General features: G+C 65.1%; 24 protein-coding genes. 5 read left to right on the top strand and 19 right to left on the bottom strand.

Features of this window, described 5'->3' with window-relative positions:
- The first annotated feature begins 111 nt into the window (after positions 1 to 111).
- The gene (locus tag DPM12_RS14175) at positions 112 to 699 is read left to right on the top strand and encodes an NADPH-dependent FMN reductase (RefSeq protein ID WP_112258990.1); all 588 of its coding nucleotides are present in this window, start codon (positions 112 to 114) and stop codon (positions 697 to 699) included.
- Between the two features lie 709 nt (positions 700 to 1,408).
- Here the strand turns inward: DPM12_RS14175 and DPM12_RS14170 are convergent.
- The 10 genes from DPM12_RS14170 to DPM12_RS14120 form a co-directional block, all read right to left on the bottom strand.
- Positions 1,409 to 2,491: a Fic family protein gene (locus DPM12_RS14170; RefSeq protein WP_112258989.1), complete on the bottom strand. Its 1,083-nt coding sequence runs from the start codon at positions 2,489 to 2,491 to the stop codon at positions 1,409 to 1,411.
- Positions 2,492 to 3,303: 812 nt separating this feature from the next.
- A complete protein-coding gene (locus tag DPM12_RS14165) occupies positions 3,304 to 3,741 on the bottom strand; it encodes a VOC family protein (protein ID WP_112258988.1) in 438 nt (145 codons plus the stop codon).
- Positions 3,742 to 3,812: 71 nt separating this feature from the next.
- Positions 3,813 to 3,983, bottom strand: a complete 171-nt coding sequence (locus DPM12_RS23635; protein WP_211658982.1) for a PIN domain-containing protein — start codon at positions 3,981 to 3,983, stop codon at positions 3,813 to 3,815.
- Between the two features lie 231 nt (positions 3,984 to 4,214).
- A complete protein-coding gene (locus tag DPM12_RS14150) occupies positions 4,215 to 4,436 on the bottom strand; it encodes a LuxR C-terminal-related transcriptional regulator (protein WP_112258987.1) in 222 nt (73 codons plus the stop codon).
- 126 nt (positions 4,437 to 4,562) lie between these two features.
- Positions 4,563 to 5,891, bottom strand: coding sequence for an ABC transporter substrate-binding protein (locus tag DPM12_RS14145; protein ID WP_158542892.1), 1,329 nt, complete (start codon positions 5,889 to 5,891; stop codon positions 4,563 to 4,565).
- A 20-nt stretch (positions 5,892 to 5,911) separates the two neighbouring features.
- On the bottom strand, positions 5,912 to 8,641 hold the full coding sequence (locus tag DPM12_RS14140) for an alpha-L-rhamnosidase (protein WP_112258985.1): 2,730 nt from the start codon (positions 8,639 to 8,641) through the stop codon (positions 5,912 to 5,914).
- Entirely contained in the window at positions 8,638 to 9,459 is an 822-nt protein-coding gene (locus tag DPM12_RS14135) for a carbohydrate ABC transporter permease (protein ID WP_112258984.1), read from the bottom strand. Before DPM12_RS14135 ends, DPM12_RS14140 begins: the two co-directional genes overlap by 4 nt.
- Entirely contained in the window at positions 9,456 to 10,427 is a 972-nt protein-coding gene (locus DPM12_RS14130) for a carbohydrate ABC transporter permease (RefSeq protein WP_211658981.1), read from the bottom strand. Before DPM12_RS14130 ends, DPM12_RS14135 begins: the two co-directional genes overlap by 4 nt.
- A 105-nt stretch (positions 10,428 to 10,532) precedes the next feature.
- Entirely contained in the window at positions 10,533 to 11,606 is a 1,074-nt protein-coding gene (locus tag DPM12_RS14125) for a LacI family DNA-binding transcriptional regulator (RefSeq protein ID WP_112258982.1), read from the bottom strand.
- 229 nt (positions 11,607 to 11,835) lie between these two features.
- A complete protein-coding gene (locus tag DPM12_RS14120) occupies positions 11,836 to 14,073 on the bottom strand; it encodes a beta-glucosidase family protein (protein ID WP_112258981.1) in 2,238 nt (745 codons plus the stop codon).
- A 302-nt stretch (positions 14,074 to 14,375) separates the two neighbouring features.
- Here DPM12_RS14120 and DPM12_RS23630 point away from each other — a divergent pair, with 302 nt between their 5' ends.
- Positions 14,376 to 14,543 (top strand): hypothetical protein, encoded by a 168-nt coding sequence (locus tag DPM12_RS23630; protein WP_211658980.1) that lies wholly within the window; start codon positions 14,376 to 14,378, stop codon positions 14,541 to 14,543.
- Between the two features lie 65 nt (positions 14,544 to 14,608).
- On the opposite strand, the gene DPM12_RS14110 is transcribed toward DPM12_RS23630, so the two are convergent.
- From DPM12_RS14110 to DPM12_RS14100, 3 genes are all read right to left on the bottom strand, one after another.
- Positions 14,609 to 15,340: a hypothetical protein gene (locus DPM12_RS14110; RefSeq protein ID WP_123788416.1), complete on the bottom strand. Its 732-nt coding sequence runs from the start codon at positions 15,338 to 15,340 to the stop codon at positions 14,609 to 14,611.
- A complete protein-coding gene (locus DPM12_RS14105; protein ID WP_158542891.1) occupies positions 15,333 to 16,043 on the bottom strand; it encodes an ABC transporter ATP-binding protein in 711 nt (236 codons plus the stop codon). Before DPM12_RS14105 ends, DPM12_RS14110 begins: the two co-directional genes overlap by 8 nt.
- Positions 16,044 to 16,260: 217 nt before the next feature.
- Positions 16,261 to 16,626, bottom strand: coding sequence for a VOC family protein (locus DPM12_RS14100; protein WP_112258977.1), 366 nt, complete (start codon positions 16,624 to 16,626; stop codon positions 16,261 to 16,263).
- 43 nt (positions 16,627 to 16,669) lie between these two features.
- Between DPM12_RS14100 and DPM12_RS14095 the strand changes: the two genes are divergently transcribed.
- From DPM12_RS14095 to DPM12_RS24495, 3 genes are all read left to right on the top strand, one after another.
- Positions 16,670 to 16,966 carry an ArsR/SmtB family transcription factor gene (locus DPM12_RS14095; RefSeq protein WP_158542890.1) on the top strand — a complete coding sequence of 99 codons (297 nt, stop codon included), beginning with the start codon at positions 16,670 to 16,672 and terminating at the stop codon, positions 16,964 to 16,966.
- Between the two features lie 190 nt (positions 16,967 to 17,156).
- Positions 17,157 to 17,714 (top strand): GNAT family N-acetyltransferase, encoded by a 558-nt coding sequence (locus tag DPM12_RS14090; RefSeq protein ID WP_211658979.1) that lies wholly within the window; start codon positions 17,157 to 17,159, stop codon positions 17,712 to 17,714.
- 119 nt (positions 17,715 to 17,833) lie between these two features.
- The gene (locus DPM12_RS24495; protein ID WP_158542889.1) at positions 17,834 to 18,055 is read left to right on the top strand and encodes a hypothetical protein; all 222 of its coding nucleotides are present in this window, start codon (positions 17,834 to 17,836) and stop codon (positions 18,053 to 18,055) included.
- Here the strand turns inward: DPM12_RS24495 and DPM12_RS14080 are convergent.
- The 6 genes from DPM12_RS14080 to DPM12_RS14055 all read right to left on the bottom strand — a co-directional run bounded on the left by DPM12_RS14080 (position 18,046) and on the right by DPM12_RS14055 (position 24,405).
- Positions 18,046 to 19,287, bottom strand: a complete 1,242-nt coding sequence (locus DPM12_RS14080) for an ABC transporter permease (protein ID WP_112258974.1) — start codon at positions 19,285 to 19,287, stop codon at positions 18,046 to 18,048. The two genes, DPM12_RS24495 and DPM12_RS14080, sit on opposite strands and share 10 nt — an antisense overlap.
- The gene (locus tag DPM12_RS14075) at positions 19,284 to 19,979 is read right to left on the bottom strand and encodes an ABC transporter ATP-binding protein (protein WP_112258973.1); all 696 of its coding nucleotides are present in this window, start codon (positions 19,977 to 19,979) and stop codon (positions 19,284 to 19,286) included. The genes DPM12_RS14080 and DPM12_RS14075 overlap by 4 nt, the downstream gene beginning before the upstream one ends.
- Entirely contained in the window at positions 19,976 to 21,367 is a 1,392-nt protein-coding gene (locus DPM12_RS14070; protein ID WP_112258972.1) for a peptidoglycan-binding protein, read from the bottom strand. The genes DPM12_RS14075 and DPM12_RS14070 overlap by 4 nt, the downstream gene beginning before the upstream one ends.
- A 93-nt stretch (positions 21,368 to 21,460) precedes the next feature.
- Positions 21,461 to 22,372, bottom strand: coding sequence for a hypothetical protein (locus DPM12_RS14065; RefSeq protein WP_112258971.1), 912 nt, complete (start codon positions 22,370 to 22,372; stop codon positions 21,461 to 21,463).
- A gap of 186 nt (positions 22,373 to 22,558) precedes the next feature.
- The gene (locus DPM12_RS14060) at positions 22,559 to 23,851 is read right to left on the bottom strand and encodes a hypothetical protein (RefSeq protein ID WP_112258970.1); all 1,293 of its coding nucleotides are present in this window, start codon (positions 23,849 to 23,851) and stop codon (positions 22,559 to 22,561) included.
- Positions 23,848 to 24,405 carry a SigE family RNA polymerase sigma factor gene (locus DPM12_RS14055; protein ID WP_112259038.1) on the bottom strand — a complete coding sequence of 186 codons (558 nt, stop codon included), beginning with the start codon at positions 24,403 to 24,405 and terminating at the stop codon, positions 23,848 to 23,850. The genes DPM12_RS14060 and DPM12_RS14055 overlap by 4 nt, the downstream gene beginning before the upstream one ends.
- Positions 24,406 to 24,573 lie beyond the last annotated feature (168 nt).

The raw sequence follows: 24,573 nt of genomic DNA, 5'->3' as shown, positions 1-24,573 counted from the left end.
CCGAGCAGGAGCAGATCCAAAGTCGGCCCGAAGTGGATCCGAAGCGGGGACGTGCATGGTCGTCCTCAGATCGCCCGGGCGATGCGAAAGCCTTTGAGAGGAGCCACCAACATGATCGACGAACCACTCCGCCTGACTGTGATCATTGGTAGTACCCGTGTCGGCCGTTTCGGGCCGACGGCCGCCGAGTGGTTTGCCGAACGCGCCCGCCGCCGGTCCGACGTCGACGTCAGCGTCGTCGACCTGGCCGAATGCTGGCTGCCCGACGTGCTCAACCACGACGACCAACCGCCGCGGCCGGTGCGCGAGCTGGCCCCCTGGCTCGGCGACGCTGACGCGTTCGTCATGGTGACGCCGGAGTACAACCACAGTTACCCCGCGGCGCTGAAGAATGCCATCGACTGGTACTTCGACGAGTGGCGGGCCAAGCCGATCGGATACGTCAGCTATGGCGGGGTCGCTGGAGGGCTGCGAGCCGTGGAGGCGCTGCGGCTGGTGTTCAATGAGCTGCACGCGACGTCCGTTCGGACCACGGTCTCCTTCACCAACTACCCCGAGGTGTTCGACCACGACGGGCAACCGATCGAGCCGAAGCGCTACGAGCAGGCCGCAGACGAGATGATCGATGAACTGATCTGGTGGGGCGACGCCCTCCGCCGCCAGCGCGCCCGTGTGCCATACCCCGGGACCCAGGAGTAAACGGCGATCGAGTCTCCCAATTGACACTGCCGGCGGGACAGATCGGGAAGCCCGTCGGGAATGGACACCGCGAATGTGGTGTCTGCTCTTGTGCCTGTCCGGGACGATGTTGCTCGACGCGCTCGAGGTGTCGACGGCTCTGGTTTCCGTCGCGGACATCGGAGCCGACTTCGGCACGGATGGAGCCGATCTGCACTGGGTGGTCACCGGGTTTGCGATCGGTATGGGTGTCACGTTGATCGGCGGGCGCCGGCTGGTGCGACGCCAGCGGGCCGTCTCCACGTACTCGGCGTTCGGGGCATGGGGATTCTCGACCGGCCTGGTGCTTGCCGGTGTACTGACGGAGATCAGTTGGCTGGACATTCGCTTCGCCGGCTCCGGTGGCCCTGGTGCTGGCCGTCGTCGCCTGGCGGCTGATCCCGCCCGATGCCGACGCCATCTCCGACCGTGCACCTGGTGGAGGTTCGGCCGGGCATGCCGCCATCCGTGGGCGACGGCTCGGAGCCGCGACGACGGGGGGCGGTCGCCCTCAACGGGCTCTATTGGGCAGTGCTATACCTTCCTGCCGGGGGTGATTTGTCCCTGCTGGTTAGTTACGTTCGTGTGTGCTTGTTCTGGTGGACGTGGCGGCTGGTGACGTCTTTGGCGACGTCGAGGAAGCCCTCGCCGGTAGGTGTGCGAGCCTGGATCTATGGAGTCGGTGTGTTCGTCACTCGGCACGGGTGAGTACGTCAAGGAACTCGTGGTTGACGAAGAGCAGGTCACGGCCGATCTTGACTTCTTGAAGCAGACCCGCCCTGACGAGTGCGTGGAGCCAGGTCGACGCGGTTTGGCGGGAGACGTCGCACCGGTCAACGACTGTGCCGATCCGGCAGTAGGGCTGCTCAAACAACACGGCTAGGAAGCGCGCGTCCCGTCCGCCGGGCGTTGCTGCACGTGCGCGCTCGCCGATGTCTTCCTGGCAGGTGCGGATGGAACCGATCTTGCGGGAGGTCGACGCCGCGGATTCGCGGACGACGTCGAGCATGTAGTGGATCCATTCGATCCATGCGCCGTCAGCGGTCACTGCGCGCAGGAGGCGGTAGTAGTCGTTCTTCCGAACGATGATCGATCTGGATAGGTAGAGAATCGGATCATTCAGGAGCCCGGCCTCGATGAGCATGAGGATGTTGATGACGCGTCCCGTGCGGCCGTTGCCGTCGTGGAACGGGTGGATGGCCTCGAACTGGTAATGCGCGACTGCCATGCGCACCAGTGGGTCGAGGTCGTCGTGCCGATGCACGAAGCGCTCCCAGTCGGCGAGCTTCTCGCGGATGACCTCGGCCCCTTCGGGTGGCGCGTAGACGATCTCATGGGTGGCCGGGTTGGCAATCCGTGTCCCGGGCGTCACGCGCACATCCATGTCTCGACCCTGAAGGCGGGAGCAGATCATGGTCGCGGTTCGTGCGGACAGTGGCCGTTCCTGGATTGCCTCGACTCCGGCGAAGAGGGCGCTGCGGTAGCGGAGTGCTTCCTTGGTGGCGTGGTCGCCGCCGCCGGAGTCGACATGCTTGAACAACTCGTCGGCTGTGGTGATGATGTTCTCGATCTCGGAGCTTGCTTGTGCCTCAAGGAGGGGGACGGCGTGGACTAGCACGTTCGGGTTGGGCAGCAGTTGTCCGGCTTGCGCCAGAGTCGCCAGCGTAGTCCGTGCTTCGATGGCCGCTTTGAGGACTGACCTTGGTTCGAGATCGAATCCGGGCGGTGGCAGTGGCGGTAGCTCGTTGAACGGGAGTTCAGGGTTCCAGGGCACGTGTCAGCTCTTTCAACATGTCCTCTCAATATGTTAAGAATATCGAGAAAACTTACCATGTCCGTCCCGACGTGTCAGGTGAGAGCACATATTAGCCTGCGTATCGTGGCGCTTGCTCTGGCTCGGTGGATTCGATGTGAGCGATGTGTTGCCACTTGTGGGGGAACTCTTTATGCTCGCTTGATCTCGACGGTGTCCACATGGACGTGGTGTCCGACCGTGTCCGGTGTTGAATTACGGTTTGTGTCGAATAGGTGCCCAACTTTCCGCTCGGACCGCCATCAAGCGCATCGTTGCAGGTCAGCCTATGTGTGCTCGGCGCGGGTATGCCGCTGCCTCAAGGCGGTAGCGCGGGTTCGAATCCCGTCGGGGCTACCATTGGTAGATCGCCCCTCACCTGCGGAAACGCGAGTGACGGGCGATCTTGTCGGGTCTGGTCATGATCCGCTGAAATCGGTTGCTCCCCATTCTTGCCCCATACGTGGCCAAGTTTCAGTCGCCGTGGCACCGGCCATCAGCACGTCTGGCCGCTGTCTTGACCACAGTCTTCGCACCAGCACCCCTCGTCATCGGCGTGCTACCCATCATCGGGGCCGTGAGCGAAACATGTGCCATCCGTGGCCTCGGCTGGGGAGTACTGGCTGCCCCTCCCGTTGGTGGCCTGCCCTATACATGGCTTCTGTACGACGTGGGGCGAGGCCGCTTCAGTCGTGCGATTGTCGGTACGTTGTATGCGGTGGAGTGACCACCCTGGTCACACCGTCCGAATGTCCGCCGTGCCCTGCGGGGCGCCACATGGGGATGAGCCGGGGTCAGCTCTTCGTCAGCTCCTCGGCAAGCATGACGATGATGCCGCTGGGGCCGCGGACATAGGTGAGTTTGAACATGTCCCCATAGGTCGCCACGCCGCGCAGCGGGTGGCAGCCGTGCCTCGCGGCGATCTCGAGGGCCTCGTCGATGTTGTCGACCGAGAAGGCCACGCGGTGCATGCCGATCTCGTTGGGGCGGGTGGGATCCGTCTCGATCGCTTCGGGGTTGATGTACTCGAAGAGCTCGAGACGACCGTTGCCGTCTGGCGTCTGGAGCATGGCGATGTTGGCGTGGTTGCCGTCGAGGCCGACGGCTGTGTCGGTCCACTCGCCACTGACCGTGTCACGGCCGAGCACGGTGAGCCCGAGATCGGTGAAGAAGGCAATCGTCGCTTCGAGATCGCGGACGGCGATCCCGACGTTCTCGAGTTTGATGGGCATGTGTTGCACGCTATCGAGTCAAGCGCGGTTCGCTCGAGTCAGCTGGCTGCCGGATCGAAACCGCGCTGGCGTCAGCGCACTGTCGTCGAGCTCGCGTCCGGTGTGTGTGGCTCCCATGGGTTGAGGCATCGGACGCCGAGGGGTTCGAAGTGCTTGGTGTTGCGCGTCGCGACGGTCATATCGGCGGCCTGTGCGATGGCGGCGACTCCGCGCTCGATCTCGGCGACGGTCGTAGCCGTCACGAAACTGGTTGGCCACGGGGATCGACGCTGCCCAGGCTTCCACGGGCCGGTTGCGTCCTCGGACTCGCAACGCGGACACCACGTTTGTGTCCAAGACGTATTTCACAGCTCAGGAGTTCGCGCGGCCAGAACCAAACGCTCGGGTTCGAACTCGATATCCGCGCCTTCGTCCGTGCTCAGCAGGTCGACGATCGTGACGGGCTCACGCTGGAGGCCGTCGGCGAGAACCGATCAGACCAGCCCGCGCCGGGCAGCCCAGGCGACAGCCTGGATCGACGTGCGTACCCCCAGCTGGTCACAGATGGTGCGGACCCGGCGCCGGACGCTGCGTTCGGACAGGTGCATGTGGCGTGCCACCAGGGCCATGGGCATGCCCTCGGCCAGCAACGACAGTAGCTTGACATCTTCTCGTGACAACGTCGCTCGGTGAAGTCTCCGTGCTGTGCCAGGCATGTCACGGCTCCTCGATGGGATCGCACACTATCGCAAAGACATCCGCCCGCATCCGCTGTGAGCTGCGACGTGGAGCCGGTCTGTCGGCAGGTGAACGACCGGCGGACCGGCCCCACGATGGTGTAGCTACTGGCCTTTGGCGTACGCCTCGTCCATGGTCTGTAGCACGTCGCCGATCGACGTTTCACCGGCGAAGATCTCCTGCACACCGGTCAAATGCGCCTCCTGGACGCGGGGATTCGGCCACAGCTGATCCATGAACGGCACGGTCCGACCCGCGCTCTGGAACTCGATGAGCTCTTCGAGGGCGGGATCGACCTCGTACTGGTCGTTCGGAATCGCCGGGAGCGATCCACCGGTCTCAGCGAAGGTGTTCATCGCTTCGGGTGTCGCCATGAAGTCGATGAACGCCAGTGCCAGGTCGGGTTCAGCGGGTTCGGCGTTAACGGCGAACGTGCCGGACGGCGCGCCAGGCATGACCGTCTCGTTCGGATCGTTCGTGGCCGGAAGCGCCGCCAATCGGAACTCGCCGTCGGGTGCTTGCTCGGCAAGCAACGCGATGGCCCACGTTCCCTGCACGACCGCCAGCGCGTCGCCGGTGGCGACCATGTCGATGGTCGTCTCGTACGACGTGCCGAGCGGGTCGGACTGGAAACACCCGGCGTCGTTCATCTGCATGTACTGTTCCATCGTGCCGACCCAGTCCGAGCCGGCAAAGGTCGCGTCACCGGCCGCCATGCTGTCGACGAAGTTCTCGTCAGCACCGTAGACGTTCGTCGCCGCGAGCGCGTAGTTGATCAGCTGTGTTACCCAGTTGGTCTGATTTCCCAGGGCGAAGGCGACCTTTCCGGCGTCCTGTGCGGTCTGGCAGAGCGTGAGCACCTCGTCCCATGTCTCGGGTGCGGCTGCGCCGATCTCGTCCATGGCCGCCTGGTTGTAGATCGCGCCGATTCCGCTGAATGCCATTGGCAGCAGGTATCGGGTCCCGTCGACGTCGGTGACCGCGTGCATGCCTTCGGGCACGCTGTCGGCCCACGGCCGGTCGCCGAGATCCCGCAGAAAGCCATTGGGCGCGAGCACCTGGACCGCGCCCGGATTGCCGTTACCCGGCCACGCGAAGAACACATCCGGGGCGGTGCCGGAGGTCAGCTGCGTGCGCAGTGTCGCCTGGTAAGGCTCGGTGTCGGCGAACGTGGTCTCAACGGTCACGTCCGGGTACTCGGCCTCGAAGAGCTCGATCACCGCTTCGACTGCGGGGCGGTCGGAGGCGGTGCCGGAGAGTGTCAGCGTTCCGGACAGATCCGCACCGTCCTCACCCGCCGGCGCGTCGGCCTGGTTTCCCTCCGCACCCGTCCCTTCCGTTGTCTCGTCGCTGTCGGCATCGCCGCCGCATGCCGCGAGCACCATCGTCGTGGCCGCGACTGCGGCGGTGACGAACCGTCGTTGGTTTCGCATTGCCGTGCTCCTTTCGATCATCAACCCTCGTGCCGATGCTCTGCGCGAGCCGTGATGTGGTGCTGCCCCGGCTCGACGCGTGTTGATATGTAGCCGGACTGGACGTCCATGTCGGCGACAGCGACGGGATCACCGTTGAGCTGCACGCTGTGGGGATCGCCGGTCGGGAGCCGGACTTCTGCTGCGTCCCCGGGCGGGATCTGGACATGGAGGTCGAGAGTGCCGTCGGTCAGCTGCCAGTCCGTGCTGACCAGGCCGCGCGGGGTGATTTGCGTGGCCGCGGCCGAGTGCAGCTTGCCTCCCGGAAGGGGCGCGATCAGGATGCGCCGCCAGGCCGTGGAATCCTCAGCTTGACGCAGGCCGGCGACCCAGCCGTAGAGCCAGTCGCCGATCGAGCCGAGACTGTAGTGATTGAACGAGTTCATCTCGGCCGACTGGAATCCGTATTCCTGGGTCCAGCCGTCCCACCGCTCCCAGATCGTGGTCGCGCCGTGCAGGATGGAGTAGTTCCAGGACGGGTAGTCCTCCTGGTGCAGCAGGTCATAAGCCAGATCCGGACGGCCGATGGCGCACAGCGTCGGGCACAGCAGCGCGACACCGACGAACCCGGTGGTCAGGCGGCTGCCGCGGGATTCGACGTCTTCGATGAGCCGTTTTGCCGCCCAGGGCCTTAGGTCGGCTGGCAACAGGTCGAACGACAGCGCTAACAGGTAGCCGGTCTGCGTGTCTCCCTCGACGCGTCCGTCCCCGTCGACGAACGCGCGGGCGAAGGCGTCCGCGATCCGCCCGCGAAGCCGTGTGTAGTCCTCGGCCACGTCGTCCTGGCCGAGAGCCGCGGCGGCGCGTGACACCAGCTCGGTGCTGCGGGCGAAGTAGGCGGTGGCGAGCACGTCCCGCGACGTCGCGGCATCGACCTGGAGCCAGTCGGCATAGTGCCGGCCGGTCCGGTGGCGCCAGACGAGGTCGGGATTGTGGCGGTGGATGTAGTCCACCCATCGCCGCATCGCCGGAAAGCAGCGGCGCAGGACCCGATCGTCGCCGTGCTCTTGGTAGATCAGCCAGGGAATGATCACTCCCGCGTCGCCCCATGCCGGGGCGCCGGGGCCGGTCATCGCGATCTCGGGGATCACGTCCGGAAAGGCCCCGTCGGGATGCTGGCCGTCGACGACGTCGCGGAGCCACCTCGTGATGAACGCGGCGACGTCGGCCTGGCGCATGGCTGTGGGCAGGAAGATCTGCGCGTCCGCCGTCCAGCCGAGCCGTTCGTCGCGCTGCGGGCAGTCGGTCGGCACCGCGACGAAGTTGCCGCGCTGGCTCCATGCGACGTTGGAGACCAGCTGGTTTGTGAGCCGGTCGGAGCAGGTGAACGAACCGGTCCACGGGATATCGTTCGCCAGCACCATGCCCGAGACGTCATCGGCCGAGACGTGGCCCGGGTATCCGCTGATCTCGACGTACCTGAATCCGTGGAGAGCGAAACGCGGTTCGAACGTTTCACTCTCGGCGCCGCGCGCGATATAGACATCCGTGGCTTCCGCGGTGCGCAGGTTGTCGAGATAGACGCTGCCATCCGCGTCGAGCATCTCGGCGAACCGCAGCTTGATCCGCTGACCTGGCCCGGCTCCACGGATAGTCAGCCGTACCCGGCCAACCATGTTCTGGCCCAGGTCGACGATCGCTGTGCCATCCGGGTGGTGATCGACACGCACCGGCGCCAGCTTCTCGACCACGCGGATCGGCTCATCGCTGGCTGCTTCGAGCATGTCGGTGTGTGTGCTGGTGACAAGGACGGGGGACCAGGACGAGTCGTCATACCCGGGCCGGTCCCATCCGGCGAGCTCCGTGCGCGCGTCGACGTACTCGCCCATCAGCAGATCCGCGTACCGGATGGGGCTGTCGGTCTCGCGCCACGTCCCGTCCGTGCCGAGGGTCAGCCGCGAGCCGTCGTGGAAGTCGAACACCAGCTGCGCGATCAGCTCGGGAAATTCGCCGTAGTGCTGGGCATGTCGGCGCGAGTCGAAGCCGATGTAGCCGCACCACCAGCCGTCGCCGAGGACGGCGCCGACGACGTTCGAACCGGCGTTGACGAGGTGGCCGACGTCGTACACCTGGTACGGGATTCGCCGGTGGTAGTCGGTCCACCCGGGCGCGAGCTCGGCGTCGCCCACGCGTTCGCCGTTGATCCGCAACTCGTAAAGTCCGCGGGCGGTGACGTACGCGCGCGCTCGCGCCGGCCGGGCGTCGAGATCGAAAGCCCGCCGCAGGAATGGCGCCGGCTGTAGGTGACGTGTGCGTTCGGATCGGTCGTCGTCTTGCGGCGGCTCCATGGGGGCCATGACCAGCGGGTCGTGCGCGATCCAGGCCGCGTCCCACTCGCCGTGCAGCAACGCCGTCTCGAACCACGACTCCGCGGTCTCGGTGATCCGGCCGTCCGTGTCGCGAACCGAGACCTGCCACCGGTAGCGGGTGGACGACTGCAACGGGGCGCCGTCATAGTCGACGGCCGTCGCATCCCCGTCCCGCCAGTCGGTGTCCCACACCACCCGGCCGGTCCCGTTGAGATGGTCTGGTGGCAGCATGACGACGACCCGGTAGCCCACCTGGCGATCGCCGCGACGGTCCGACGCGAGCTTCCAGGACAGCCTGGGCCGAGGCTCGTCGATACCGAGTGGCGTCACCCGGTGGTCGCACATCAGCCCAAACGGTGTGAGCTGCGGTGCCTCCTGCGGCGCTGTACTGTAGCTGGTCATCCCTTGAGTCCTCCTGCGAATCCCCTGATGACGTGCTTTTGCATGGCGAAGTAGGCGATCAGGACCGGTAGGACGCCCAGCACCAGGGCGGCGGAGACGAACTCCCACCGGGTGATGTATTGGCCGACGAAGCTGTAGATCGCCACCGGTACCGTCTGTGATGGGCTCCCGCTGAGATAGAGCAGGGGCGTCAGGAAGTCGTTCCAGATGAGTACGGTGTTGATGACGATCACCGTGCCCGTGATGGGCCGCAGTAGCGGGAACACCACGAGGCGGAACGTCTGCCACGATCCCGATCCGTCGATCCGGGCCGCTTCCTCATATTCGCGTGGGAGCGCCCGGATGAAGCCGACGTAGAGGAAGACCGACAGGGGGATCTGGAGCCCGCTGTGGAACAGGACCAGCGACCAGACCGAGCCAAGCAGCCCGAGATCCCGGACGGTGACATACAGCGGGATGAGCGCGAGCTGGAACGGGAGCAACAGCCCGGCCATGACGAGCACGAAAACGCCGCGCGACCACATCGCCGTCACCCGGGCCAGGTGGTATGCGGCCATCGACGAGACCAGGACCAGGATGAGGATGCTGAGCCCGGTGATCGTGATGCTGTTGAGCAGCGCGCTGCCGAGTCCCGCTTGGCTCCACGCGTCGCCGTAGTTCTCCAACGTGGGCGAGGTCGTTGGAGCCGTGGGTGAACTCACGCTGCCTTCCGGCCGCAGTGACATGTTCACGAGCACGTAGAGCGGGAACGCCATCACCGCGGTGACGGCGATCATCACGAGTTCGAGCCAGAACGTGCCCAGCCGATAACGGGTCATTGTGCCGATTCCTCCTGACGCCGCAAGAATCCGTACTGGACGCTGGCCAGCACCGCGACGAACGCGGTGAGCACGATGGCGAGCGCGATGCTGTAACCGAACGCGCCGAACTGGAACGCTTCCTTGTAGAGCAGGGTGGACAGGGTTTCGGTTGCCCGGCCCGGTCCGCCTCCGGTCATGACCCACACCTGGTCGAACAGCTTCAGGCCGCCGATCATCGACAGCACCAGATTGATCGTGATCGCGGGTGCCAGCATGGGGCGCACGACGTACCAGAAGCGCCGTATTGGACCGGTGCCGTCAATGGCGGCGGCCTCGTAGATCTCTCGCGGGATGCTCTGCAATCCCGCCAGGAAGATCACCATGGAGAGGCCGGCGAACTGCCACACGATGACGGCGACAACCGACCACAGCGCGAGGTCGGGGTTGCCAAGCCAATCCCGCTGCAGGGCCCCGAGGCCGACCGCGCCGAGCACGTCGTTGACCGCACCGGTCGGCGCCAGCAGGTGCCTCCAGAGGAACGCGGTGATGACCGGGGTAATGACCGCCGGCGCGAACAGCAGGACGCGCAGCAAGTTCCGGCTGCGTATCTGCGTGTTCACGCCGAGTGCGAGCAGCAGGCCGAAACCGTTCTGGATGATGGTGACGGCGATAGCGATGATGATCGTCTGCCGGACGGCTCCGCGTGCGACGTCGTCTGACCACAGCTCTCGAAAGTTCGCCAGCCCCACGAAGTCTTTCGTCGGGCTGAGCCCGTCCCAGTCGGTCAGCGAAAAGGCGGCGCCTTGCAGGCTGGGCCAGATGACGACGAATCCGTACAGCGCTAGCGCCGGGATCAGGAACCAGAACGGCACCGCGCGGGCACGCCACCGTGGGCGGCCAGGTGAAGGGCGGCCGTTGATCCGTCCGGCAGTGCCGATATCGGGCTCGGCCGTGATCGCACGCCCGTCGTCAGGACGGGCTGTCACGCCTGGTTGGTCATCTGGCGGGCCAGCAGCACCGACGGCGCCAGGTCGCGATATGAATCGTTTCATAATGCTGTCCAAACCGACATCGGTGTATCTCCACTCGGGTCAGTCCGTACTTGCCTGGCGGTGCGCCGAGGACGACTCCTGCTGGCGCGGGGGAGCGGTGCTGTCGCGCACCACCAGGCGGGGGGCAATTGTCAGCCGGCGCGGGCTCGTCCGGCCGGCGATCCGTTCGAGCAGGAGGGCGATGGCGCGGGCTCCCATCTCCATGCCTGACTGGTTGACGCTGGTCAGCGACATCTGAGGGTGGCCGGCGATGTCCGTATCGTCGTAGCCGACCACCGACACGTCGTCGGCGGTGAGGCCCAGTTCGGCCACCGCATGCAAGACACCCAGCGCCGTCTCGTCGTGGGCGGCGTAGATCGCCGTCGGCCGATCCGCACTTTCCAGGAGGGCCATGGCCGCCTTGTAGGCCTCGTGCCGTCCCGGTTCGGCGCGCACGACGCGGACGTGATCGGCCAGACCGGCCTCGACCATGGTCTCCTGATATCTCCGGAGGCGGATCTCGTGCGGCGTGCCCGGCTGGCACTTGGTGATGTCCTCGGTAAGCGTGAGGTGGACGATGTCGCGGTGGCCCAGCTCCAGCAGGTGGCTGAGCACCAGCTGGGTGCCGGCGTCGTCGTCACCGACGACCGTGTCGTATCTCTGCGGGTTCTCGTCATGCCGGCCCAGCATGACCAGCGGTATTCGGGGTGCCAGGTCCTCTAGCCACGCTGACGAGACCATCGGGGAGACCGCCACGAGCCCGTCGACCTGGCGATCAGCGAGGGCTTCGATCGCCCGGTAGCCTTCCGGATGCACGGGGTCGGCCGGCGCGATGATGAGCTGGTACGGCGTGCCGGCCAGTTCCGCGTTCGCGCCATCGATGATCTGGGCGAAGAAGTGGTTCGTGAAATCGGGGATCTCGATGCCGAGCGTGTACGTCGCGCCGCGCATTCCCCTCGCGGATACTCGTGGCCGGTAGCCCAGCTCCTTGATCGCGGTAGTGACGCGCTGGCGCATGTCCGGGCTAACGCCGTAAGCGCCGCGGAGCACTTTCGAGACCGCGGCCCGGGAGACGCCGGCGGCGCGCGCGACGTCTTCGATCGTCGCGTGTCTCGTCGAATCACCTGTCGCCATGCTCAGCTCCTTCGTCGGAGTGTAGAGCAATCTACGCTGATGTAGACCGATCTACAAGAGGGCGACCTCACGATTCCGTAACGTGGGGCCGCTATCGACCGGGACGGGTTCGAGACGCCGTCCATGGGCCAAGCTCCCCGGGCACGCGTCGCGGCGTGGTCGGGGGTGCCCGGCGCAGGGCACGGGCACCCCCGTTACACGCGTGGTGTGCGGACGTGGCCGGACGTGGTCAGCGGACCTCGAACGTCTCCTCCAGCGGGAGATCGCGCGACGAGGCGCCGACGTGCGCGGTGTAGCTGCCGTCCGGCGTGACCCACTCGCCGGACGACTCGTTCCAGTAGTCGAGCAGGTGCCGGTTCTCGAGATCATCGGCGTCGAGCCGGACCATCACGTTCTCGTGCTCACCCGGCTCGAGCTCGACGCTGGCCCAGCCAACCAGGCGTTTCGACGGCTCGCCCGCTTCGTCCGGCAGATCGAGGTAGACCTGCGCGATCTCCCGGCCAGCGCGATCGCCGGTGTTGGTCACCCGGAACCTGACTCGGATCTCCTTCGTGCCGTCGGTCTTGCGGGGAGTGACCCGCAACTTCTCGTACTCGAAGGTGGTGTACGACAAGCCGTGCCCGAACTCGAAGAGCGGCTCGATGCCCTGGCTGTCGTACCACCGGTAGCCGACGGCGAGACCTTCGCTGAACTCGACCTGGCGCCAGCCGTCGTCATCCAGGATTCCTGGATACCGCTCCGGTGATGCGACCGGCGTGTCCTCGAACGACTCCGGGAAAGTCATCGGCAGCTTGCCAGACGGGTTGACATCTCCCCAGAGCAGGTTCGCCAGCGCCGGCCCCATCTGCTGACCGGCGTACCACGCCTGCAACACGGCGTCGACGTCGTCGAGCCATGGCATCTCCACCGCCGTGCCGGTCTGCAACGTCACGATGGTCCGATCGTTGGCCGCCGCCACGGCCTGGATCAGCTCGTCTCCACCGTCGAGCAACCGCAGGTCGGTGTAGTCCTGCGAGTAACCCGTGTACGTGTAGCCGAAGACGATCGCGACGTCCGCCCCGGCGGCGACGTCGGCGGCTGCGGCGGGATCGGTGCCGTCGTCGTACACGACCGTGGCGCCCGCCTCGGCGGCGCGCTCGGTGATCGCATCCAGCGGTGCGACGTTGTCATCGCAGTTCACCCGGCCGCCAGGGCCCTGCATTCCGTGCGCGCCGCACACCGTGATCGCGCTGACACCGTCGGTCGGCTCGTTGGACGCGGTCCGGCCGATCACGGCGATGGTGAGCGGCTCGTCGTCGATGGGCAGCGCATCGTCGTTCTTCAGCAGGACGGTGCCCTTCTCGGCCATGTTCCGGGCCAGCGCCACGCTCTCTGGCGTGACGATCTCCTCGGCCGGCTCGTCCAGTCGAGGTGTGTCGAACAGGCCGTGCTCGATGAACGACCGGACCACATTGAACGCGGCCTCGTCGATGCGCCCTTCGGTGATCTCACCAGCGTCGAGCGCGGCGTGCAGGTTCTCCGGCGTGAAATAGACCGGCCGGTTGAGCTCCATGTCGAGGCCGGCGTTCAGCGACGGTGCCGTCGAATACACCCCACCGAAGTCCGACATCACGAATCCGTCGAAGCCTGCCTCATCAAGCAGGTCGAGAACCTCGGGGTTCTCACACATGCTCGCGCCGTTGACGGCGTTGTAGGAGCACATGATCGAGCCCGGGTCGCCCTCCTTGATCGTGATGGCGAACGGGAGGTCGTAGTGCTGGCGCAGCGTCCGCTCGTCCATGTTGCTCGACGAGGTGTTCTCGTCGAAGCGGTGCTCGTTGGCGACGTAGTGCTTGGGTGTGGCGATCATCGGGACGTCGGCCTCCTGCAGGCCCTGCACGGCTCGGGCACCGAGGACTCCGGCCAGGACCGGGTCCTCACCCAGGTACTCCGACGTCCGTGACAGCAGCGGGTTCCGCCCGCCGGACAGGCCTGGGGCGAGGATGACGCTGCGGCGGTTTCCCCACGCTTCGCGCGCCACCGTCGTGTACTTCTCGTGGGTGACCTCCGTGTCCCACATCGATGCTTCAGCGATCGGCGCGGGGAAGGCGGTCGCGGGTGGGTTGCCGGACTGTACGCCGTACGCTCCATCGGTGAACTGGACATCGGGAGTGCACGGCAACGCCTCCGGATACTCGACACCACTGAATGTGGTGCCATCGGGTCGCGTCGCCGGATGCTCGACGATCCACCGCATCTTCTGCGCCAGCGTTGACGCGTCCAGAAGCAGGCGGGCACGTTCGCTCGGCGACAGTGATGTGTCCATCCAGGGGCACTCCTCCAGATCCACTGACTGGCTCGAGTCCTGTGCCTGGGTAGTGAAGCCGGTCAGCAGCGCAGCGGACATCATCGTGGCGGTCGCGATGGCGACGGCCATGCCCCACCGTCGTTGCACTCTGCGCAACCATCTCGCACGTGTCGAGGCCATGGTGTCGATCCCTCCTGAATCGCTCCGGCGACGCGAACTCGGCGTTCGCACCTGGTTGTGTGCAACGATCTACGCCGCTTTGTCCCTGGTCAAGACGGGTTGCCGCAACATGGCCGTAACCGGCCACAGCGGGTGGGGTGTTCTCGTGAATTTCCCAGTCGCGGCCGAATGCACGAGGAATTGTGTTACACATATGTCATATGGGTACGCTGAGGATTCGCACGGATGCTGTGGTTGAGCGCGCATTGGCCGCCTTGGCCAGGGATGGTAAGTCGCGTTCGGAGGCTGCGCGTGAAGCGATCTTGACGGCTGAACGTGAACAGCGCCGTGCGCGGATGCGGGCTGAGGCGGAGGCGTTGCGCAACGATCCTGAAGACGTCGAGGCGTCGAAGGATTTGGCTGCCGAAATGGAGTTGGAGCACCCGTCACCTGTGGACGTCGTGCGCGACGTCGACCTGCCGGTCGCCTGAGCTATCGCATCCCGCCGGCCCCGGCACATCGGAGACGGCAGGCGTGCTCGAGCTGGGGCTGCGGGTCAGAGCTCCTTTCGGCGCAGCACCTTCAATGCGATCCCATACAGGAGCGCAGCCGCGACCAGGCAGGAGCCGATCTGGACGGGCGCACTCGAATGGGAGACCAGCACCTCAGACAGCCACGAGCGCACACTGACCAGCGGTTCCGTGACCAGCGATGCGCTGAACAGGCCAATCAACATCAGGTCGACCAACCAGCCCACCCAGGAGCGCTGTAGCGACGCGAGCGTATGGACGGCGATGGCGACCAGAAACATGAATGCGAACTGCTGGAGGAATCCGACCAGCACGCCGTGGTCCGTCCAGCCGAAGATCGCGGCCAGATTGACGACCTGGAACGTCTGTTCCCATGACTGGTCCAGCGTGTAGTGGAAGGCGTGGTTGGCTGCCGAGACCGCCGCGGCCAGGAGAGCGTAGAGCAGTACCGCACCCGCGAGGAATGTTTCCTTGGCCGCGTTGAGGTACATGACCTTCATAAGATGGCTGAGGGCGACGACCGCGGGCGCTATGAAGATCAGCACGTAGAAGGCGTTGCCGCTGCTGAGCAGATAGCTGTTGTCGAAATACTCGTCCGGCCCCGCTTGCACGACCTGAATGACGCTCGGAATGGTGACCAGCGCGAAGCACGCCAGCAGCACCGCCCAGGCGAGGGCGAGGTTGGACAGGCTGAGCCGGGTCACAGTCCAGGCCTTACTGCTGATCGACCCATTCGACACGATTGTGGGACTACTCATCGGTGCTTCCCTCCAGAACGCTGAGGAAGTAGTCGTCGGCTGATGCGAACTGCGAGGCGATGTCGCTCATCGGTGCCCGAGCGCGGAGAGTGCCGGCGTCGATGACCAGCAGGTGGTCGGCCACCCTGGCGATGTCGTCCATCTGGTGAGTGGAGACGAGGATGATCCGCGGGTGCCGGTCCAGGCTCTCGCGCAGGAGGTCAATGAAGCGGCGACGCATGACCACGTCGAAGCCGAGGGAAGGTTCGTCCAGCATCACGACGTCGGTGTTTATCGCCAGTCCGATGATCGTCGACACCATCGTCTGCATCCCGAAGGAGAGCCGTTTGTACTTCTTCTTCGGATCTAGTTCGAACTTGCTGAGCATCGTGCGCGCGAACTCATCGTCGAAATCGTTGTGCAACTGGTGTGCGGCCCTCAGGAGACTAGAGGCGCCCATGTTGAACTGTGACGCCCGGCTCTCGACGAAGGAGACTGAACGCGACATCCGTTGCGGCGAGCATGCCTCCCCGTTGATGCGGACTTCTCCACTGGTTGGCTTGAGATGTCCTGCGACTAGCTTCATCAGTGTCGTCTTACCGGCTCCGTTCCTCCCGAGAAGTCCGTGGATGCCGGGCTGGTCGACCGTCACCGTGAGCTGGTTGACCGCGTTCGCGTCGCCATATCGTTTCGTGACGTCTGCAATTTCGACGATGTGCGTCACCGATCTCGTCTCCTCGTGTTTCCCGCTGTGTGTACAGACAGCAAGGGTGTCGCGGCGAGCCGGTCCACGTCGGTAGTGATGGATGCCGAATCGGGTTGTAGCTATCTTCACCCCGACCGGCCGACGAATCGGGATCTCAGTGGTCGCGCCCACTCGATCTTGCAGCCGAGATATCCCCGGGGGCTTGGTCGGCCTTTCAGCCGTTCGGTCAGCTCGATCAACTGCCCGCTTGGCGTAGGCTGAGCTGGTTGCCGTCTGGGTCGCTGAGGATCGCGAAGACACCGCCGGGCTGTCTGCTTGGGGGGCCGTTGAACGGCACGCCGCGGTCGGCGAGTGTCCTGTATTGCTCGTCCAGGTCCTCGCAGTCAATCACCAGCCCGCGCAGTGATCCGGGTGGCATCTCGTCGAACCAGGTCACTAGCGTCAGACTGGTCTGGGCATCAGGTATTCCGACCTGGATCCAGCGCAGGTCATCGCCAAAGGTGGACTCGGCGACGAGGGTGAAGCCGAGCTGATCAAGGTAGAAGCTCTTGGCGCGCTCTTGATCGCTGACCGGGACAGAGACGACGGAAATGAACTTCATGGCAATACCTTTCGGGTTTAGACGAAAACCGTACTATGTAATCATGCCACGACCACAGGCGGGAGAAGACCCGTTCCGAGCGATCGCCGACCCCACCCGGCGGAGAATCATCGAACTACTCTCGGAACAGCCACGTACCGCAGGGGAACTCGCACGCAGCTTCGCCACGTGCCACTCGACCGTCTCAGAACACCTCAGCATCCTGCGGCAGACTGGCCTGGTCAGCTACACCGAGCAGGCCAGCCGCCGCATCTACTCCCTCAGGCCCGGGCCCCTGACCGAGATCGCCACTTGGTCGGCGCGATACTCCCAACCACCCACCTATCTCACTCCTGACTAGATCATCGTCACGCCGATACGACCTGGAGGCTTACGTCGCTGCCCTCCCGGAACGCCTCTGACGGCCGGGTGATCGCGGCGGGTCAGATTTCAAACCTTGTGGTTGGCCAGCAGCGGATGTTTGATGGCCCGTTATCTCGGCCGCGTGCGGGGGTTAGTGCGGTCTGGATCGGCGTGCTGAAATTGGACGTGTGGGTTCGTCGTCGCTGCCTCCCTGGCCGGACACGCCGCCAGCCCACGGCGGTGTCGTGCTCCGCGCGGTGTGTGAGACGGACGTGGGTATGGCCCGGGAGCTGTCGACAGATCCTTATGTCCCGGCGATCGGCTCTCTTCCGGTGAATGCCAGCGAGGATGAGGCGCTGGCCTGGGTGCACCGGCAGCGGGAGCGACATGTCGAGGCTGCGGGGTTTTCGTTCACGATCGCTGAGGCAGGAAGCGGTGCGGCGGCTGGCCACTGTGGGCTGTGGCTCAAGGAGCTGGGAGAAGGCCGAGGCAGTGCTGGGTATTCGATCGCGCCGTCGGCTCGGGGACGCGGGTTGGCTGCTGATGCGCTCATCGCGCTGACGGCATTCGGATGGACGGTGCCGGGACTGTTTCGGATTGCGCTGTATATCGAGCCGTGGAATGTCGGTTCGATACGTACTGCTGAGCGTGCCGGCTACGTGCGTGAAGGACTGCTACGACGTCATCAGGAGATCAACGGGCAGCGCCGAGACATGCTGGTCTTTGCGGCGGTGCGCGATGGGTAGCTAGCGCTACGCGTGGCCGACCACCTCGTCCAGCACTCCGGCCCGCAGCGCTAGCTGCGCTGTCGCCGCCCCAGCCGCCAGCCGCATCGAACGTCCGCCTGCCCGTCAGCACTGCACCCGTGGCCAGCATCTCGTGGACCACCGGAAGGCTGGCCGCGGCGGTCCGGATGACCGGTAGGCCGACCCCCACCGCGGGCCTCGGAGTCGCCGTCGAACAGCCATGCGTGCAACTGCTCGCCGCCGGTGCCGAGGCCGTTCTCCGGGCCGTCATCGGGACCCGTAACGAAGTGTTCGTGGCTGATCGAGCACGCGTGCTGACGTCACGGCCGGCTCAGCGGTGAAGTGCTTCAGCTGGCTCGATGCGGCTGGCCCGCCATGCGGGATAGAGCCCGGCGAGCAGTCCGATGATTGCGCCGCCCAGTGGTGCCGGCAGGGTAACGACGGGTTCGATGACGGGTGTCCATTCTTGGACGACGGCCACGGCGACGACGGTGATGACACCGAGGGAGGTGCCGACGAGGCCGCCCAGCAGGCCGAGCCCGGCGGATTCCGACAGAAACTGTAGGGCGATATCGCGGCGGCGGGCTCCGGCGGCTCGGCGTAGCCCGATTTCGCCGATGCGCTCGAGCACGGCTACCAGGGTGGTGTTGGCGATGCCGACCATGCCGACGATGAGGGAAACTGCTGCCAGCGTCAGGAACAACATGTTGAGGTCGGTGTTGACCTGATCGCGGAGGGTGTGTGGGTCTGGTGGGACGGTGATGTCGTACTGGTCAGTGGCGTTCGGCCGCAGGGCGAGGGAAACGTGGTCGCCGACTTGCTGTGCGGCGCCCACCTCGGTATCGATGATCATCTGAGGTGTATTGGCTGTACTGGGCGGACCCCACATCTGTTCAGCTGTGCCCGCGGGTGTGATCACCGATAGCAGTGCTTCCGGCGTGCGCTCGGCCTGGTTGAGGATACCGATCACGCTGAACGGCTCGCCAGCGAGGAATACGGTGGGGCTGGTGTCCAGGCGAGTGATGCCAAGTCTGCGGGCGACGGCCTCGCCGAGGACTGCTACGGGCTCGGCGTGCGTGTTGTGGAACGTGTCGAAAGCGCGGCCGGCGGCGAACTCGGCGTGGATCGCGCGGAAGTAGCCGGGTGAGGATGCCATGATCTCGAATGACTCGGCGTCGGCGGCGGTTCCGGTTCCCGGAGGGAGGGTGCTGACCGGGGCGACGCCCGGGACCTGGTCCAGGCCGACGGACCAGGATATGCCCGCCGATTGGACGCCGTTGATGCGCTCCACCCGGGCCTCGGCATCGTCCGGAAACATCGGGCCGGTGGTGCGCCCCGCGGTTTCTACGGTCCCGGTCGGTTGGACCCTGACTTCGGTTGCGATCAGGGTGGTGAACCTGACGCTGATCTGGCTCGTGGCCGTAGAGGTCAGGCCGAGCACGGCGACGAATGCTGCGATCCCCAGCACCGTGCCGAGCACGGTCAGGGTTGAGCGCCCTGGACGGGCGATGATCCCGGCCAGGGCTTCGGAAGCGAGGTCACGTATGCCGAGGCGAGTGGGCTCGACAATCATGCCAACGCGCCCTGCGTCGTCTCGTGGACATGTCCGTCCTGGATCAGCAGCCTCCGCTGGGTATGTGCAGCCACGTCGGGGTTGTGCGTGACGACGACCACTGTTTGGCCGTCACGGTGCAGCCCGTCCAGCAGCTCGAGCACGGAGCCGGCGGTAGTGGTGTCCAGGTTTCCTGTCGGCTCGTCGCAGAGCAGCAGGCTTGGACGGGTCACCAGAGCCCGCGCGACCGCGACCCGTTGACGTTCACCACCGGAGAGTTGATTGCTCATCGCCTGCGCCCGATGTCCCAGGCCGACGTGGCGTAGCGTTTCTAACGCCAACCTGTGCCGTTTCCTGCGGGCCACGCCGGCGTAGGCCATCGGCACCATCACATTTTCGACCGCAGTGCGGTGCGACAGCAGGTGGAACGCCTGGAAGACGAACCCGATCCGTCGACCCCGCAACGCCGTGCGTTCGGATTCGCCAAGCGTGTCCACGTCCATGCCGTCGAGGCGGTACGTCCCAGCCGTCGGACGGTCAAGGAGACCAGTGATATTCAGAAACGTCGATTTCCCGGATCCGGACGGCCCGATGACAGCGACAAACTCGCCCTTTCGTACCGTCAGGGTGGTCGGCTGCAGTGCATGCACCGGTGGCGGGCCCGGATAGGTGCGGCCCACACCGTCGAACTCGATCACCGCATCCGTAATCATTCGCTCACCAAAACCTCGTCGCCCTCGGACAGGGTTTGATCCTCCGCAGGCGTCACCTCGACAAACCCGTCCGCGGACGTGCCGGTGGTGACCTCAACTCGCTCCTGACGTTCCCCGTCCACCGAGATCACTCGGGTTGTCCCATCCGGATCTCCGAAGATTGCCGTGGTGGGAACGACCAGCACCGCTTCCTCGGTGCTGGCGGCGATGATCGTCACTCGCACATCGGCCCCTGCCATCTTGTCCGGGAAATCTCCCCGAATCCGCGCCTGTGCGACCGAGCCGGCCTCTTCGCCGCCACTACCGGACGCGGTGTCATCCTGCTCGGAGGTGTCTTGCCGCTCCACTCGTTCAACAGCTGCGACTTCCGCCTCGACCGACGAGTCGGCCGCCTCGGACAGCACCTTCACGGCCTGCCCTTCCCGGACGAGCCGCTCATGGCGAGCCTGTAGATCTGCGGTCACCGCCAGCCGTCCCGAAGAGAGCACCAGCAGCGCCTGGTCCGCATTCACGGTCTCGCCCACACGCGCATTGACCCGCACCACGCGGGCCGGAAGTTCCGGGAGGAACACATACTCGCTACGGGGAACCATCGGACCTGAGGTGGCTACTGTCGCGTGATACGCCTCCCGAGCATCCTCGAGATCCTCCTCAGCTCTCTCTACCTGCTTCGTTGCCTCGTCCACATCCGTGGCGGCATTGTCCGGCGAACCGGCATCATGATCGTCCGTGCTATCCCCACCGCCACTCTCGGTGGCGCCGTCCTCGTCAGCATTCCCGGCAGCGGCCGACGTTGCATGCTCGAGCGCGTCGCGGGCATCCTCAAGGACACGTTCGGCAGCTTCGACCTCGTCGGCGGCTGCCCGAACCTCCGCTTCATCGCCCGTTGTAGGCACGGGATAGCCAATGGAGTCGTAAAATTGCCTCACCGCGTCTTTCGTGCCCGGGCCATACACACCGGCGGTGTCCGACCCCACACCAAACCCAGCGTTCTCTAGGGCCGCCTGCAATTGAGCGACATCGTCACCCTCGGCGCCCGGCCGAAGATCCCGATACGTCGGCACACTCCCGGGCCACACCACCACAGGCCGTCCACCGACCTCAGCCACCACCTGCCCAGCCTTCACGTCGTCACCGTTGCTGCTCTGGACGGCGGTGACGATCGGCTCCGACCGTTCCCCTTCACCTGGGCGCACCCGTACGTCCACCGTACGATCGAACCCCACCGTCCCCCGCAGAACGACCGTTTCTTCCAGGACTCGCCGATCCACGGTTTCGGTTAGTCGGGTGGGCGGTGGAGGCTCCGACTCGGCGGTGACCTCGCGAGGTGACTTCACCCAGGTCGAGGCCGCCATACCCGCCAGCACGCCCAGCATTGCGGCACCCACCAATGCAAGCAGGAAACTCCGGCGATGCCGTAACGTTCGGGACTCGCCTTGCACCTCGACCCCAATCCGTCCGCTGCACCACGTCGGTGCTCGCTACTCTCCGCCGACCACGCTCGCCGCGAGTTCCAGCTGCGCCTCCAGCCGCTCCTGTGTCTCTTTGAGCTCCGAGACATTCGCATCAATAGCCTCTTGCTCATACTTGATATGAACTGCCTCCCACCTGCCCAGGTAATTCACCTGCTCCTTGCATGCCACGTCAGCGAGAGCCAGTTGTCGCTCCTCTCCGCCCAGCGCCTCCCCGGCTGAACGCTGCAAGGGTATTCTTGTGGGATCTGCGTAGTCGTAGCCTGACTCAGCCATACATTCGCTCCAGTCGGCGTTGAGGTCAGAGAATGCCGGATCCGCCTGTGCCGCGAAGTGTGCCTGCATTCTCATGTCTTCCTCACCGACATAGACTGACTGCGTGACCGGCACCCAACTGTCGACACGGTCAGGGCTGAGTTGGCGAGTGGCCTCCATTGCACACCCACCTTCCGGCACGGTCTGCCCGTTGTAAGCGTCGACGTTCCCGTCGAGGACATCCTCTTCCGACGGACTCAACTGGGCGAATGTGCTTCGCACCCCGCCTTCCTCTTCCTCTTCTGCCTGCTCCGTGCCGTACCCGAACTGCTCGGCCTCGTCTCGATCGGTCAATCCCACAAGCGATCTGAAAAATGAAAGCCTCTCGCGTTGTTGCGCATAGAATTCGTCGGGCTGTGGAGGCACTTCAATTCCGAAACTCGCCAAGCAGTCGCGCTGGATGATGTCAACAGCACGCTGGTAGGTCACGACTTCGTCGAGAGTTGCAGAATACGCGTCCAATGGAAGCGACAGCTCGTCAATGTTGGTGATAGTCCGCGGTTCAGGGATATCTTCCGACGAGCTCTCTGAGCCGCCTTCCGAGCAAGCCGAGAGTGCGAGCGCAATCAACCCGATCGGCACGATCGGCACGAGTTTCGTTCTCATCACAACACCAACTCAAATACGCTGTATAAGTAATCAATTTGCAGCTGACGTCATCGCCTTATAACTTCGGAAAGTCGCGACTACTTCTTAAGGGCTTGACCCACATTTCCGTCCGCGTGCACGCGGCCCGCCGGTGGTGAGTTGCCCAGGCCCGTGTGCGGTCTCTGTCCCGATGCTCCTGTGCCGTCAGAGGTCGGAGTGCCGATCGTCTCCCAGGAGTGACACTGCCTGGGTGAGCCTCGTCTGGGCTGACACGACCCTCTCGTTGAGCTCGGCCCCTTCTGGCTCGTCGGGGTCCACTGGCTCACCACTGTCGAGGGCGACATACAGCCCGGCCCGGTTGCCGAGGGATGAGATCCCCGACAGGAGGTCGGATCTGTCTTCATCCTCAAGGTGTGCGGCGTCGATGCTGTCACACAGCGGAAGGCGAGGATGGCAGAAGGTGTCGTACGTTCGATCCTTCTGCCAGATCACGACGTCAACCTCGGTTCCTTCGTCAGTGCGATAGCGCGCAGCGATGACGCCACTCTGGTGCTGCCGGTCGATGTCACTGATGGCGCCGGTCGTGTCGTCGTACGCACCACCGATCTCCGCGTCGTCATCGGGGCGCACCGGTGTCAACGGCCCAAGTTCGAGCTCGTCTTCCAACGTGCCCGCCAGCTGCTGCCAGGCATCGAGCGTGGCTGTGAGGTCGATGCCGCTGACCAGTTCGGCCTCGTCACGCTCGGTACCCACGTGCCAGGCGGCGCTGGCGATGGCGTCGGCCTCCTGTGGCGAGAGAAGCTCCGCCGTCTCGGCGGTGACCTGGCCGTCCTCCTCGGCCTCGGCAGCCATGTCACTCCACGTCACCGTCGTGGCAACGTGCCCGCCTTCCAGAACTACTGCCCCCGTGGAGAGGTCATCGTGCGTTCCAAATACTCGCCAGCGCCCTTCCGCATCGCGGCCCGCCTCGCAGGTCCCGTCGAATGGCGACGACTCGAGTTCGGAGTTGGTGTCGTTGCAGGGATGGAAGTTGTCGAGTTCGGGCCGCGCGTTCTGCAAGGCGATGTTCACGCCGATCTGGCGATCATGGCCCTGGTGCTGCTTTTCCAGGACGAAGCGGATGCCCGGCGCCCCATGGGTGAGCCCGTGCACCGACGACCCATCGGCGAGCCGGGCATCGTCCGGCAGGCTCTCTTGAATCGAATGCCACAGATCTCGCCGAAGAGGGTCGTTGGCCACCTCAGGGGCCACGATGCCGGTAGTGGTGGCGACCTGATTCGGGTCTTCATCCCCGTCGACGATCGACAGCGGAGACGCGGGAATTGTGACGGCGGCAACGGCAGTCACAACACTGACGGCGCCACTGCCAGCAAGTCGCCGCATTCGTCGGGCGCGCCTCGCTCGGCCCCGGGCGATGTCGTCGTCGACCAAGCCGATGTGCTCTGGCTCGTCGTCCAGCGCCGCTTCGAACAGGTCTCGTAGTCCCCGCTCGGTCATACCTGCTCCTCCATCTCAGCACGGGCGGTGTCACCGAGGAGAGTGCGAAGGCGCTCCAATCCGCGAGCGGTCTGGCTCTTTACCGTGCCAGCGCTGCAGTTGAGCAGATCCGCGACCTGCTCTACCGACAGATCCTCCCAGAACCGAAGGACCAACGCGGCCCGCTGGCGGGGAGGGAGCTCGGCCAGCGCGTTCATCAGGCAGCGGCGAAGCCCCGGGTCGGTGAGTTCAGCCGGATCACCAGAACCTCGTTCCCGGATCGTCGAGGAGTGCTCCGTGCTGCCGTCATGCAAACTCAGGTCGGTGGCGTGCTCGCGACGCCAAGGTCGTCGTCGGCTGTCGATGTAGACGTTAAGGAGTGTCTTGCGCGCATAGCCGTCCGCCTCGTCGCGTCGCTTCACCCGCCGCCAGGCCAGGTACAGCTTGGCCAGGGTTTCCTGGACCAGATCCTCGGCAAGGTGCCAATCGCCACTGAGGAGGAAGGCTGTGCGGAGCAGGCCGCGACGGCGAGCGACCACGAACTCCCGGTAGGAAGCCTCATCGATCGTCAGCACGTCCACCTCCGTCCCGTGGCGTCGACACTCTCACCGTGTCCACGGAAACGGAACCGGATCGGGTTGCATGACGGCGCGTCGACATACCATCCACCCATCGTTTCTGCCCTGCAGGTACGCGAACCCATATCGCGGACTCTTGATCAGGCCCCAGTGAACGATGCAGTC

This window comes from Phytoactinopolyspora halophila (assembly GCF_003287285.1).
Lineage (GTDB): Bacteria > Actinomycetota > Actinomycetes > Jiangellales > Jiangellaceae > Phytoactinopolyspora_A > Phytoactinopolyspora_A halophila.
The sequence above is the reverse complement of the archived record's forward strand: the minus strand, read 5'-3'. Positions and strand labels throughout refer to the sequence as shown.